The 13380-nt window shown below is 63.8% G+C and carries 12 protein-coding genes and 2 pseudogenes; 10 read left to right on the top strand and 4 right to left on the bottom strand.

What is annotated here, in order from left to right; all coding sequences use genetic code 11:
* Positions 1-73 precede the first annotated feature (73 nt).
* The gene (locus tag N0Q91_RS16140; protein ID WP_100669785.1) at positions 74-532 is read left to right on the top strand and encodes an Rrf2 family transcriptional regulator; all 459 of its coding nucleotides are present in this window, start codon (positions 74-76) and stop codon (positions 530-532) included.
* Positions 522-1427, top strand: a complete 906-nt coding sequence (locus tag N0Q91_RS16135; RefSeq protein WP_275596911.1) for an NAD(P)/FAD-dependent oxidoreductase — start codon at positions 522-524, stop codon at positions 1425-1427. The genes N0Q91_RS16140 and N0Q91_RS16135 overlap by 11 nt, the downstream gene beginning before the upstream one ends.
* A gap of 4 nt (positions 1428-1431) precedes the next feature.
* Here N0Q91_RS16135 and N0Q91_RS16130 read toward each other — a convergent pair whose 3' ends face one another.
* The 4 genes and pseudogenes from N0Q91_RS16130 to ubiE form a co-directional block, all read right to left on the bottom strand.
* Positions 1432-2037, bottom strand: coding sequence for an ankyrin repeat domain-containing protein (locus N0Q91_RS16130; protein ID WP_345774901.1), 606 nt, complete (start codon positions 2035-2037; stop codon positions 1432-1434).
* A gap of 104 nt (positions 2038-2141) precedes the next feature.
* Positions 2142-2920 (bottom strand): annotated as a pseudogene (locus tag N0Q91_RS16125) (SDR family oxidoreductase).
* A gap of 87 nt (positions 2921-3007) precedes the next feature.
* A complete protein-coding gene (ubiB, locus tag N0Q91_RS16120; protein ID WP_275596909.1) occupies positions 3008-4582 on the bottom strand; it encodes a 2-polyprenylphenol 6-hydroxylase in 1575 nt (524 codons plus the stop codon).
* A 4-nt stretch (positions 4583-4586) separates the two neighbouring features.
* On the bottom strand, positions 4587-5363 hold the full coding sequence (gene ubiE / locus N0Q91_RS16115; RefSeq protein WP_275596908.1) for a bifunctional demethylmenaquinone methyltransferase/2-methoxy-6-polyprenyl-1,4-benzoquinol methylase UbiE: 777 nt from the start codon (positions 5361-5363) through the stop codon (positions 4587-4589).
* Positions 5364-5544: 181 nt separating this feature from the next.
* On the opposite strand from ubiE, the gene mutM reads away from it, so the two are divergent.
* The 8 genes and pseudogenes from mutM to N0Q91_RS16075 all read left to right on the top strand — a co-directional run bounded on the left by mutM (position 5545) and on the right by N0Q91_RS16075 (position 13380).
* Complete coding sequence (gene mutM / locus N0Q91_RS16110; RefSeq protein WP_275596907.1) at positions 5545-6450, top strand: bifunctional DNA-formamidopyrimidine glycosylase/DNA-(apurinic or apyrimidinic site) lyase; 906 nt, start codon at positions 5545-5547, stop codon at positions 6448-6450.
* Between the two features lie 56 nt (positions 6451-6506).
* The gene (locus tag N0Q91_RS16105) at positions 6507-7280 is read left to right on the top strand and encodes an enoyl-CoA hydratase (RefSeq protein WP_275596906.1); all 774 of its coding nucleotides are present in this window, start codon (positions 6507-6509) and stop codon (positions 7278-7280) included.
* Positions 7281-7471: 191 nt separating this feature from the next.
* Complete coding sequence (gene rpsT, locus N0Q91_RS16100) at positions 7472-7738, top strand: 30S ribosomal protein S20 (protein WP_003527759.1); 267 nt, start codon at positions 7472-7474, stop codon at positions 7736-7738.
* 999 nt (positions 7739-8737) lie between these two features.
* Positions 8738-10180, top strand: coding sequence for a chromosomal replication initiator protein DnaA (dnaA, locus tag N0Q91_RS16095; RefSeq protein ID WP_033047210.1), 1443 nt, complete (start codon positions 8738-8740; stop codon positions 10178-10180).
* Positions 10181-10304: 124 nt separating this feature from the next.
* Positions 10305-10679, top strand: a complete 375-nt coding sequence (locus N0Q91_RS16090) for a YciI family protein (RefSeq protein ID WP_018093976.1) — start codon at positions 10305-10307, stop codon at positions 10677-10679.
* Positions 10676-11944 (top strand): RNA polymerase sigma factor, encoded by a 1269-nt coding sequence (locus N0Q91_RS16085; RefSeq protein WP_018093977.1) that lies wholly within the window; start codon positions 10676-10678, stop codon positions 11942-11944. Before N0Q91_RS16090 ends, N0Q91_RS16085 begins: the two co-directional genes overlap by 4 nt.
* Positions 11945-12016: 72 nt before the next feature.
* The gene (locus tag N0Q91_RS16080) at positions 12017-12499 is read left to right on the top strand and encodes an SRPBCC family protein (RefSeq protein ID WP_275596905.1); all 483 of its coding nucleotides are present in this window, start codon (positions 12017-12019) and stop codon (positions 12497-12499) included.
* Positions 12500-12514: 15 nt separating this feature from the next.
* Positions 12515-13380, top strand: a pseudogene (locus N0Q91_RS16075) (nuclear transport factor 2 family protein).

Here is a 13380-nt window from a genome sequence, read left to right as displayed (position 1 = left end):
TGCGCGCCTGATTTCGAGTGCAGGCCGAATTTGAAGCTTGACTTTCCGCGTTTCACGTAACATGTTGAGTTACATGAAACGCGATAGCCGACTTTCCATTACTTTGCATGCGCTCCTCCACATGGCGGAGCGTGAAACCATCACCTCGGAGGAGTTGGCAGCCTGCCTCTCCACCAATCCCGTCGTGGTCCGACGCACCATGGCGGGTTTACGGGAAGCGGGTCTCGTCCGCTCCGAAAAGGGGCATGGCGGAGGCTGGTCGCTCGTGCGCGATCTCGCAACCATCAGCCTTGCGGACGTGCATGCCGCGCTCGGTGAACCGCCCGTGTTTGCGATCGGCAACCGAACCGAGGCTCCCGGCTGTGTGGTGGAGCAGGCGGTCAATGCCGCGATGGACGGAGCGCTCCGGGATGCCGAGGCGCTTCTCATGCAGCGATTGGAACGAATAAGCCTCGCAGATCTTTCAAACGATTTCCAGCGACGAATGGCGATCCGTCGCCAGCAGATGAAGGAGCAGAACCATGGCGGTTGATGTGATGCCGGTAGACGTGGCGATCGTGGGTGGAAGCTATGCAGGGCTGTCGGCGGCATTGCAATTGGCCAGAGCCAGACGCTCCGTGGTCATCGTCGATGCGGGCGCGCGCAGGAACCGCTTTGCCGAATCGTCGCATGGGTTCCTCAGCCGGGACGGCGAGGCGCCTGCGACGATCGCGGCGCACGGCCGGGAACAGTTGCTGGCCTATCCCAATGTGCGTTTCGTCGAAGGAACGGCCGATACGGCGCGCCGCGACGGCGCCAATCTGGTCGTCTCGGTGCAGGGCGAAAAGATCGCGGCGCGGCGGCTGATCCTGGCAACGGGCGTCGTCGATGAGCTGCCGTCGATACCGGGGCTTCAGGAACGCTGGGGCCGCGCCGTCTTTCATTGCCCCTATTGCCATGGTTATGAGCTAGGGCAGGGCCGCATCGGCGTTCTCGCAACCGGTGAGTCCAGTTTTCACCAGGCCATGATGCTGCCGGACTGGGGGCCGACCACCCTTTTCGCCAATGGAGCGTTCGAGCCCGATGCCGCTCAGGCCGCCATGCTGGAAGCGCGCGGTGTGGAGATCGAAAGGGAGAGGGTCGTCGCTGTCGACGGAGCGAAGGCGAGCGTGGTTCTCGATGGCGGCCGGACCGTTTCTCTCGAAGGCCTGTTCGTCGCGTCGCGCACCCGCATGGCGAGCGATCTGCCTGCAGCGCTCGGCTGCGAATTCGAGGACGGGCCGCTCGGACCCTATATCCGGACGAACGAGGCAAAGGAGACGAGCGTCGAGCGCATCTATGCCTGTGGCGATGCCGCGCGGGGCGCGGGCTCGGTCTCGCATGCGGTCGGCGATGGCGTCACGGCAGCCGTGGCCGCGCATAAATCACTGATTTTCGACGTACATTGAGCCTTCATTCCGCCGTTTGATGAGCGCCGGCGGCGAGGAGGAGGCGCTCGATCCGCCGGAACCCTCGCCTTTTAGCATGGGCGAGGGGCGTAACGCCTTCGCCGTCCGCCAGGTCGACATCCGCACCGGCCTCGATCAGCAGCCTGACGATCTCCGTATGGCTGTCGCCTCCGCTGCCGAGGATGATCGCCTCGAGGAGCGCCGTCCAGCCGAGGCGGTTTACATGGTCGACGGCAACCCCGGCATCGATCAGCGTCTTCACGGTTTCGACATGGCCGCGCTCGGCGGCTGGAATGAGGGCGGTGCCGCCGTAGCGGTTGGTGCTTTTGAGATCGGCGCCATGCGCGAGCGTCATCTTCAATATTTCGAGATGGCCGCGCGCGCCGGCATAGAGATAAGGGCTGTCCTCGATGCGGTCCTTGGCATTGACGTCGGCGCCGGCCGCGATGAGAGCCCTTGCGGCCTCGATATTGTTCTCATGCGTGGCGATGAGCAGGGCCGTCGCGCCTGTTTCGTCGCGGGCATCCACGTGTGCGCCGCGCTCTGCGAGAGCGCTGATTTCGGCGGCATTGCCCAGCCGGGCGGCCGTGAGGAGTTCTTTATCCAGCATGGCGGCCTTCGCGACCCCTGTTAGACTGAAAAGAGTGACGAGAGCGATGACGGCGTAGCGCAACAGGCCTCGTGCAGCCGATCTCTGAAGCGGGATGAACATGGTCAGAGCATCGAACGGCTGAGCCCGCCGTCGACGGGCAGCGCAATCCCGGTGATGTAGGCGGCCTGCCGGCTTGCGAGAAAGGCTGCGGCAGCACCGAACTCGGCCGGCGTCCCATAGCGCCCGACCGGAATTTCCGACTGGCTGCGCACTGCAACGGTTTCGACGCTGACGCCCTCGGCCTCCGCATCCTTGCGATCGAAGCTCAGGGTCCGGTCCGTCGCAAGCCGGCCGGGCAGGAGCATGTTGACGGTCACGCCGTCGGCTGCCACCTCGCTGGCGAGCGTCTTCATCCAGCCGGCAAGCGCGCTGCGCAACGCATTGGACGCCGTCAGGCCGGGGATCGGCTCGCGGATGCTGGTGGAGGCGACGGCAACGATGCGGCCGAAGCGGTGCTCCCGCATGGACGGCAGCAGGCGGTGCGAAATGCGCATGCCGGAAAGCACCATCGCCTCGAACTGGGCCCGCCAGAAGCCGGGATCGATGTCGGCAGCATTCGTCGGCGGCGGACCGCCACCGTTCAGCACCAGAATATCGATCTGTCCGAATGAAGCGGCGAGCCGATCGAGGAAGGGGTCGACGACTTCAGGCTTTGCCAGGTCCAGCGAAAAGCCGGCAGCATTCGGGCCGATTTCCGCTGCGGCCTTCGCTGCGGTTTCGACGTTCCGGCCGGTCAGCGCGACCGCAACGCCTTCCCCGCAAGCGCTTCGGCGATACCGCGCCCGAGCCCTTTGCTGCCACCGAGAACGAGCGCCTTTTTGCCGCTAATGCCGAGATCCATATTCCTTCCTCCTGCTTTGATCGATGGCAACGCCTGGCTGCCTGGCACTTCTCCCCGGCCGGCGGGCAAGGCGGCCCGCCGCTCCGTTCACGCAAGCTGCCAGGCGATGTAGACGAGCGTCGCCGCGATAAGCCATAGCGCGATACGGCCCGAGCGCGTATGGCGCGCCTCGGCTCTGCCGATCGCTTCCGCGGTCTCCGGATCGAAGCGCAGGCCGTTCTCGCTCATTGCCATGATTTCCGCCGAGAACCGCTCGGTCCGGGCTGCGATCTCCGGCAGCGCTTCGGCAACCCGCAGCGCCGCATGAACGCCGTCGCGCAGGTCGGCGACGATGCGTTTCGGCCCGAGATTGTCCCTTATCCACTTGCCGACCACCGGTTCGGACGCCTTCCACATGTTGAAGCGCGGATTGAGCGTTCGGGCGACGCCCTCGACGACGACCATCGTCTTCTGCAGCATCACCAGTTCGGGGCGGGTCTGCATGTCGAAAAGTTCGGTGACCTCGAACAGCAGCGTCAGCAGCTTCGCCATGGAGATCGTCTCGGCCGGCTGGCCGTGGATCGGCTCGCCGATGGCGCGGATCGCCTGGGCGAAGCTTGCCGCGTCGTGGTGCGAGGGAACGTAACCGGCCTCGAAATGCACATCCGCGACGCGCTGATAATCGCGCATGATGAAGCCGTAGAGGATCTCGGCCAGGAAGCGTCGTTCCTTCCGGCCGAGGCGGCCGACGATCCCCATGTCGACGGCGACGATATGGCCCGCATCGTCGACGAAGAGGTTGCCCTGATGCATGTCCGCGTGGAAGAAGCCGTCCCGGAGCGTGTGGCGCAGAAAGGACTGGATCAGCGTTTCGGCCAGGCGGTTCAGGTCGTGGCCGGCCCTTTTCAGCCCTTCGATGTCCGACATCTTGACGCCGTCGATCCATTCCATCGTCACGACGTCGCGGCCGGTGCGCTCCCAATCGACCCTGGGCACGCGAAACCCGGAATCCTCCCTGGTATTCTCGCCAAGTTCGGAAAGCGCCGCGGCCTCGAGTCTCAGATCCATTTCGACCTTGGTCGTCTGCTCCAGCGTCTTCGTCACCTCGACCGGCCTCAGGCGGCGCGTATAGGGCAGGAATCGCTCCTGCATGCGCGAGACCAGATACATGGCCTCGATGTCGGCCACAAAGCGCTGGCGCACGCCCGGGCGGATGACCTTGACGGCCACCCTTTCGCGCGTGCCGTCGCGCATGACCACGGCGGGATGAACCTGGGCGATCGATGCGGCTGCGATCGGCTCGGAGAATTCGACGAAGAGCTCGCCGACGGGGCGCCCGAGAGACGCCTCTATCGCGGCCCTGGACGCGCTCTCGGGAAAAGTCGCCATGCGGTCCTGGAGCAGCGAGAGGTCGGCGGCAAGTTCGGCGCCGACCACGTCCGGGCGGGTCGCGAGAAACTGGCCGATCTTGACATAGGAAGGGCCGAGCCGTTCCACCGCCCGGGCGAGGCGGCCGCTGCGCGCACCGAACCGGGCCTCGCGGCTGGCGAGCAGGCCGGCGAGCTTCTGCACGAATCGTGCGAGCGGGGGCAGGTGTTCGGAGGGGACCGCGGCAAACGCATTCTCGCGCGCAAGGACCCAGCCGATCCGTATGAGACGGAAATATGCTCCGGGAGTGCTCATGCGCTCAGATTTTCCAGCCGGAATGCAGCGCTGCGATGCCGCCGGTATAATTGGTGAAGGAGACGCGGGCGAAGCCGGCATCACGGATCATGGCGGCGAAATCACGCTGGTTCGGAAACTTGCGGATCGATTCCACCAGATATTGGTAGGGCGCATCGTCGCCGGTGATGAGCTTGCCGAATTTCGGAATCGCATTGAAGGACCAGGCGTCGTAGAGGCGGTCGAGCAGCGGCATCTCCACTTCGGAGAATTCGAGCACGAGGAGCCGGCCGCCGCGCTTCAGCACGCGGTAGGCCTCCTTGAGCGCGACCTCGATGCGCGGCACGTTGCGGATGCCGAAGGCGATCGTGTAGGCGTCGAATGAATTCGCCGCGAAGGGCAGGTCTTCGGCGTTGGCCTCGACGAAGTCGAGATTGGCCTCGATCCCCTTCTTGCGGGCGCGCTCGGCGCCCACCGAGAGCATCGAGCCGTTGATGTCGAGGACGGTCGCATGGGCCTTGCGCCCGGAGCGCTCGACGATGCGGAAGGCGATGTCACCGGTGCCGCCGGCGACATCGAGAACCCGATAGCCCTCGCGGCTCGGCGGGTTGAGCGCCGCGATCATCGCATCCTTCCAGACGCGGTGCAGCCCGGCCGACATCACGTCGTTCATGATGTCGTAGCGTTTGGCGACCTTGTGGAAGACGTCGTTGACGAGCGGCTGCTTCTCGCCCGTGCCGACTTCGCGGAAACCGAATGAGGTCTCCATTCCGCCCCTCGCCGATACGCGCTCATCCGCCATACGAAACTCCACTTCAACGAATTTTGCCGGCACCATAGCGAAATCGCTCCGTGCACGCTATCTGAGCGAGAGGCGACCGGCTGCCGCATGCAGCGGGATATAGGCTATCGACGGCGTCATGGGAATGGCGTGCCGCTCACGTGGGCGGGTGCGATGAATAAAGGATGAAGGAACACGGCCGATGCCGGAATTGCCCGAGGTGGAAACGGTCAAGCGCGGACTGGCGCCGACCATGGAGGGCGCGCTTCTGGTGCGGGCGGAGTTGCGCCGGCCGGATCTGCGCTTTCCGTTCCCCGAGAATTTCGCCAACGCGGTCGCGGGCCGCCGCATCATCGCCCTCTCGCGGCGCGCCAAATATCTGATGATCGAGCTCGAGGGCGGCGACGTCATCATCGCCCATCTCGGCATGTCCGGCTCGTTCCGGATCGAGAAGGGCCCGATAGAGGCTGGCGCCAATCCGGCCGCGCCCGGCGCTTTCCACCACCCGCGCGGCAAGGACGAGAAGCACGATCATGTCGTCTTCCATCTCGATGGCGGCTCCGGTCCGGCACGGGTGATCTATAACGATCCGCGTCGCTTCGGTTTCATGGATCTGGCACGGCGCTCTGCGCTCGCCGACCACGTCTATCTCCGCGGCCTCGGCGAGGAGCCGACCGGCAATGCCCTCGACGCCGCCTATCTCGCCGCCCGCTTCGCCGGCAAGGTCCAGCCGCTGAAAGCCGCTCTTCTTGATCAGAGGACGATCGCGGGGCTCGGAAATATCTATGTCTGCGAGGCGTTGTGGCGCTCGGGCCTCTCGCCGAAAAGGGCGGCAGGCACGCTCGTCGACAGGCGGGGCCGCCCGAAACAGGCGCTGATTGCACTGACGGAAAGGATCCGCGCCGTGATTGCCGATGCGATCGCCGCCGGCGGCTCCTCGCTCAAGGATCACATTCAGGCGGACGGCAGTCTCGGCTATTTCCAGCACAGCTTCTCCGTCTATGACAGGGAAGGCGAGGCTTGCCGCACGCCCGGCTGCCACGGTACGGTCGCCCGCATAGTACAGGCGGGACGTTCGACCTTTTATTGTCCGCACTGCCAGAAATAGGGCGGCATGGCACATTCCGCTCTTCAATCTTGCGACAACGCGTGAAGGAGACGGGAATGAGTTACGAGACGTTGCTGGTCGAAACGCAGGGCCGCGTGGGCCTGATCACGCTCAACCGGCCGCAGGCGCTCAATGCGCTGAATGCGGTGCTGATGCGCGAGCTCGATGCCGCGCTGAAGGCCTTCGATGCCGACAGGGACGTCGGCGCCATCGTCCTTGCCGGCTCCGAGAAGGCCTTTGCCGCCGGCGCGGACATCAAGGAGATGCAGGGGCTCGATTTCGTCGACGGTTACCTCGCCGATTTCCTTGGCGGCTGGGAGCATGTCGCGAACGCCCGCAAGCCGATGATCGCCGCCGTATCCGGTTTCGCGCTCGGCGGTGGCTGCGAGCTCGCCATGATGTGCGACTTCATCATCGCCTCCGAAACGGCGAAGTTCGGCCAGCCGGAGATTACGCTCGGCGTCATTCCCGGCATGGGCGGATCGCAGCGCCTGACCCGCGCAGTCGGCAAGGCGAAGGCCATGGACCTCATTCTCACCGGCCGCATGATGGACGCGGCGGAGGCCGAGCGCTCCGGGCTCGTTTCGCGCGTGGTGGCTCCGGACAGGCTCCTGGAGGAGGCGCTCGACGCTGCGAAGAAGATCGCGTCATTCTCGCTGCCGGCGGCGATGATGGCCAAGGAGGCAGTCAATCGCTCTCTGGAACTGACGCTCGCCGAGGGCCTGCGCTTCGAGCGGCGGCTCTTCCAGTCGCTTTTCGCAACGGAGGACCAGAAAGAGGGTATGGCCGCCTTCGTCGCCAAGCGCAAAGCCGAATTCAAACACAGGTGAGCCACGGACAGGACTCTGTTTTCTCAAATTGCGCGTTGACGTGCGGGCGGTTTCCCTTTATACGCCGCCCTCAGTTTGGAACGCCCTCGTTCGAGGCTTTCCGATAATGCTCCCGAATTGCTTGTATGACAGGTCGCAGTGACCCGGCACGGCGAGGCGGAGTCCATGTCAGTTTTCGAAGAGAGGCATCAATGGCCAATACAACTTCGGCGAAAAAGGCGACCCGCAAGATCGCACGCCGTACCGCAGTGAACAAGGCCCGTCGTTCGCGCATCCGCAGCTTCGTCCGCAAGGTCGAGGAAGCGATCGCTTCCGGCGATCAGGCACTCGCAGCCGCTGCCCTGAAGGCGGCACAGCCGGAGCTGATGCGCGCCGCCACAAAAGGCGTAATGCATTCCAACACGGCATCGCGCAAGGTTTCGCGCCTGGCGCAGCGCGTGAAGAGCCTTTCGGCCTAACCCGGCTAAGAAAAAAGCTGTTGATGAAGCGCCCGGCGTTACCGCCGGGCTTTTCCGATTCGTGCCGTCGTCAACGGTGCGCGCGATTGACCTGGTCACGCTCGTGTCAATCCCGTGACAAAAAATACGCAGTTTTTTCAGTGGCTTATGAGAGGTTGCGGCAAAAATGTGGTCTCGCGACGCGGGCGGATTGAGTCCGAAGTGAGTCAAGCCATTTTTTATTTTTTTTCTTTTTCGCCAGCTAAGCAAGAACGCAAAAAACAAAACCCTTGATTCAACAGCGATTCTCGCCGGACTCGGGAGCGGCATGCAAAACCCGGCACGAGAGTCAACTGTCGACGCTTACGAGCGGGTAAAAAACGCCATTGATCTTGCCGGGCGATCCTGCCTAAATGCCTTCCACAGGGGACACAGATCACATCTGTACGAGGAAGTTTAAGGGTCATTCCAATCGGGGTGACTTTGGGCTTTCCGTCGCCTGTGGCGGGGTTAATTCCACGTCGATCAATCAAACAAGTCGAGACGATAAAACCGGGCGAGCCTTCGCACCGGAGCGAGGACGTTTCGTCTTATGGTTGCCGGCCGGGCTTAGCCTTGTGAATGCATGGGATAGGAAGAAGGAGGCTCGGGCTGTTCGCTACGTACGAGGGTGCGGTCAGCCGACAACGAGGAAAAACGGTTCTGGTCGGCTTGAAAATAGCCGTGCAGAGTCGGTAAGGCGAAGTGCGAGGGGACATTTGCTTGAGGCGAAGGCGAGCGAATGAGCGCAGCGCGCCGTGACGGGATATGAGGAGCCCGGGGTGCGTATCAGAGCGTCCGGCTGACGCGGCATGGCTTTGAGCGGCCGTGGCGGGCGGACATAAAGATGAGGCCGCCAGAAATGACGGCGTCGGAATAATGAAATTGGAAGGCGGCAAGATGCGGATGAATTTGGCGACGGCACCTGAAGGTTTTCAGGCCGGAAGCAATCAGTCTCAGGCGGCGGGGGAAAAACACGACATGCGGCATGACGCACTGTTTGAGCGGGTAAGTGCGCGCTTGAAAGCCCAGGTCGGACCGGATGTCTTCGCAAGTTGGTTTGGACGCCTCAAGCTCCATTCAGTGTCGAAAAGCGTCGTGCGCCTCTCGGTCCCGACGACTTTTCTGAAGTCCTGGATCAATAATCGCTATCTCGATCTGATCACCACGCTCGTCCAGCAGGAGGACGGCGAAATACTGAAGGTGGAGATCCTCGTGCGCACTGCGACCCGCGGTCATCGCCCGACGGCTCCTGAGGAGAGCGTTGCCGCGGTTGCCGAAGCGGCGCCCGTCTCTCCTTCCCGCCGTTCGGCGGCCCCCTCCGTGGCAATTGCCGCCGCCACGGTTGCGGCAGCTCCGGCGAGACCCGTCCAGGCGCCGCTTTTCGGCTCGCCTCTCGATCAGCGCTACGGTTTCGATAGTTTCGTAGAGGGCTCGTCGAACCGGGTCGCGCTCGCGGCAGCGCGTACGATTGCCGAGGCCGGCGCCGGCGCCGTGCGCTTCAATCCGCTCTTCATCCATTCGAGCGTTGGTCTCGGCAAGACGCATCTCCTGCAGGCGATCGCTCTCGCGGCCCTCCAGAGTGCGCGCGCGCCGCGCGTCGTCTATCTGACGGCCGAATATTTCATGTGGCGTTTCGCAACGGCGATCCGCGACAATGACGCGCTGTCGCTGAAGGAATCGCTTCGCAACATCGACCTTCTCATTATCGACGACATGCAGTTCCTGCAGGGCAAGTCGATCCAGCACGAGTTCTGCCATCTGTTGAACATGCTGCTCGACTCCGCCAAACAGGTGGTCGTCGCCGCCGACCGTGCACCCTGGGAGCTGGAATCGCTCGACAGCCGCGTTCGCTCGCGCCTGCAAGGCGGCGTGGCGATCGAGATGGAAGGGCCGGACTACGAGATGCGCCTGGAAATGCTGAAGCGTCGTCTCGAAGCGGCGCGCCAGGACGATGCCTCGCTCGAGATTCCGCCCGAGATCCTGAGCCATGTCGCCCGCAACGTGACAGCCAGCGGCCGCGAACTCGAGGGCGCCTTCAATCAGCTTCTCTTCCGTCGCTCCTTCGAGCCGCAGCTTTCGATCGAGCGGGTCGACGAACTGCTCGGCCATCTCGTCAATGCCGGGGAACCGCGCCGCGTCCGCATCGAAGATATCCAGCGCGTAGTGGCCAAGCATTACAACGTCTCGCGTCAGGAGCTGGTCTCGAACCGCCGAACCCGCGTCATCGTCAAGCCGCGCCAGATCGCAATGTATCTGTCGAAGACACTGACCCCACGCTCCTTCCCCGAAATCGGCCGCCGCTTCGGCGGGCGCGACCACACGACCGTGCTCCATGCGGTGCGCAAGATCGAGGAACTGATTTCTGCCGACACCAAGCTCAGCCACGAGATCGAGCTTTTGAAGCGACTGATCAACGAATAGACGAAGGTAAGCTCGAAGTTACGAAAAGCCCGGTCCGCCGGGCTTTTTTGTTGAGCGTTTTTTTCCCGTCGCTTGTCGGCTATCAATACCGCCATTCGTCTTCAGACCAGAGCGGAGATTTTCAATGCTTTACGCCGTGCTTTGCTACAACGATGAAAGCGTCACCAGTGCCTGGAGCAAGGAGGAGGACGAGCGGGTCATGCGTGATCTGAGCGCCGTCCAACGCAAATATGTCGAAGCGGGCAAGCTGGGGCCCGTGGCGCGGCTGGTGCCGACGACGGCGGCGGCGACGCTGCGCCACAGCGCCGGCGAGACGATCGTCATCGACGGCCCCTTCGCCGAGACCAAGGAACAGTTGCTCGGCTTCTATCTGATCGATTGCGCCTCGCTGGACGAGGCGCTCGACTTCGCGCGCGATCTGAGTAACGCCAATCCGAGCACGGGCTCCTACGAAGTCCGGCCGCTCGCGCTTTATAAACCCGGTGAGTTGCCCTCATGACCGACACAGGCTGGATCGATCTTGCTCTTGTTTCCGCGCGGCCGCAGGCAATGGGTGCGCTGCTGCGCTACTTTCGCAATCTCGATCTGGCGGAGGAGGCATTTCAGGAGGCCTGTATCCGGGCGCTGAAAAACTGGCCCCGTACCGGTCCGCCGCGCGATCCCGCCGCCTGGCTCATCTTCGTCGGACGCAATAGCGGCATCGACAGGGTGCGGCGGCAGTCGCGCGAGACGGCGCTGCCCCCGGAGGAACTGCTCTCCGACCTCGAAGACCGGGAGAGCGAGCTCGCCGATCGCCTCGACGGGGCGCATTACCGCGACGACATCCTGCGGCTGCTCTTCGTCTGCAGCAATCCGACGCTTCCGGCAACCCAGCAGATCGCGCTTGCACTGCGCATCGTATCGGGGCTCTCCGTCAGGCAGATCGCCCGTGCTTTTCTCGTCAGCGAAGCCGCGATGGAGCAGCGCATCACCCGCGCCAAGGCCCGCGTGGCGGCCGCCGGCATCCCGTTCGAGACACCCGATGCCGCCGATCGCGCCGAGCGGCTCGCTGCGGTCGCGACGATGATCTATCTCGTCTTCAACGAGGGTTATTCGGCGATGAACGGCGCCGAGGGCGTCTCCGCCGATCTTTGCGACGAGGCGATCCGCCTGTCGCGGCTGCTGCTGCGGCTGTTTCCCGCCGAGCCGGAAATCATGGGACTGACGGCACTTCTGCTGCTTCAGCATTCGCGCGCCCGCGCGCGCTTCGATGCAAACGGTGCCGTCGTCCTGCTCGAAGATCAGGATCGGCGGCTCTGGAGTCGGCCGATGATTACCGAGGCGCTGGCGATGATCGACAAGGCAATGCGCCATCGCCGCCCCGGGCCTTACCAGATACAGGCAGCGATCGCCGCCCTGCACGCCCGCGCCGAACGTCCTGAGCAGACGGATTGGGAGGAGATTGACCTCCTCTACCAGGCGCTCGAGCGCCTGCAGCCCTCTCCGGTCGTCACGCTCAATCGCGCGGTCGCCGTCTCCAAACGGGAGGGAGCGGAGGCCGCACTGGCGATGGTGGAGCCCCTTGGCGAGAGGCTTTCCGGCTATTTCTATTATCATGGCCTGCGCGGCGGCCTTTTGAAGCAACTCGGCCGGGCATGCGAGGCGCGCGCCGCCTTCGACCGGGCGATCGCACTGGCCACCAACGCGGCCGAAGCGGCCTATATCCGCATGCAGCTCGATCACCTCGCGGCCGAGCCGGCGACGGTCGCGGAAGAAGAGCGATAATTTTTCTGACCCCTGTCGGCAGGCGGCATCCTCTTTCGTCCTTGGAATGAACCAACATGGAGGAATTCGAAAATGACTGCAGCGACCGACACCAATTCCGGCGGCGAACGCGAACTGGTTCTGACCCGGCTGATCGATGCCCCGCGCGAGAAGGTCTACCGGGCCTTCACGGAAGCCGGGCTTCTGAAGCAGTGGTTCGCCCCTCTGCCGTGGACGATCACGGAAGCGGAGCTCGACGTCAGGGCGGGCGGCATCAACCGCTTTGTCATGCGCTCGCCCGAGGGCGAACTCTATCCTAATCAGGGCGTCTATCTGGAAGTCGTGCCGAACGAGAAGATCGTCGTCACCGATGCCTTTACGGAAGCCTGGAAGCCGTCCGAAAAGCCGTTCATGACGGCGGTCATGACCTTCGAGAACGAGGGCGGCAAGACCCGCTATACGGCCCGCGCGCTCCATTGGAGCGTCGAGGACCGCGATGCCCATGAGAAGATGGGCTTCCACGAGGGCTGGGGCCAATGCGCCGATCAGCTTGCAGCACTCGTTGCGAGACTCTGAGGGGAGGACCGGGTCATGACCATTACCGGGAGCAGCAATACGGCCATTGCGGAAATCGAGGAGGTAATCGGGGGCTGGGCGGAGGCGTTGCGCCGGAAGGATGCCGCCCGCGTCCTCGCCCACGGCACGGACGATTGCCTCGTCTTTTCCCTGGCGCCGCCCCTCAAGGCCTCCGACGCAGATGCCGGCGGCCTCGAGCAGTGGTTCTCCACGTGGAAAGGACCGCTCGGCTTCACCCTCGAGGATCTCGACGTTTCGGTGAGCGGCGACGTCGCCTTCGCCACTGCGCTGACGCATCTTTCCGGCGAGAAGCACGATGGTCAGAAGGCGGCGCTCTGGTATCGCCTGACCTTGGGCCTGACGCGCACCGACAGGGGATGGAAGATTGCCCATCAGCACGAATCCGTTCCCTTCTACATGGACGGGAGCTTCAAGGCGGCGATCGATCTCGATCCTCGATCCGAGGTCGACTGGCAAGCACCGTCGCGCCCGCCCAGGCCCGGTGTCATCGCCTATCTCAACGTGGAGGATGCAGATGCGGCGGCGGCCTTCTACGTCCGCGCTTTCGGCGCCAAGGAGGAGGACCGCAAACTTGCCCAGGACGGAAAGCGCCTCATCCACTGCCACCTGACGATCAACGGCGGCGCATTGATGCTGAACGATCCCTTCCCGGAATTCGGCCATCCCTGGAAGCCGCCGGAGGGCTTCGTGCTGCACCTCGTCGTCGACGACGCGGATTTCTGGTGGAAACGGGCGGTGGAGGCCGGCGCGGAGGTGACGATGCCGCTGGAGATCGCCTTCTGGGGCGATCATTACGGCCAGCTCAAAGATCCCTTCGGGGTTACCTGGGGATCGTCGCACCGGTAAAGGAAGGCGGTTGA

This window comes from Sinorhizobium prairiense (assembly GCF_029201645.2).
In the GTDB taxonomy this organism is placed as follows: domain Bacteria; phylum Pseudomonadota; class Alphaproteobacteria; order Rhizobiales; family Rhizobiaceae; genus Sinorhizobium; species Sinorhizobium meliloti_A.
The sequence above is the reverse complement of the archived record's forward strand: the minus strand, read 5'-3'. Positions and strand labels throughout refer to the sequence as shown.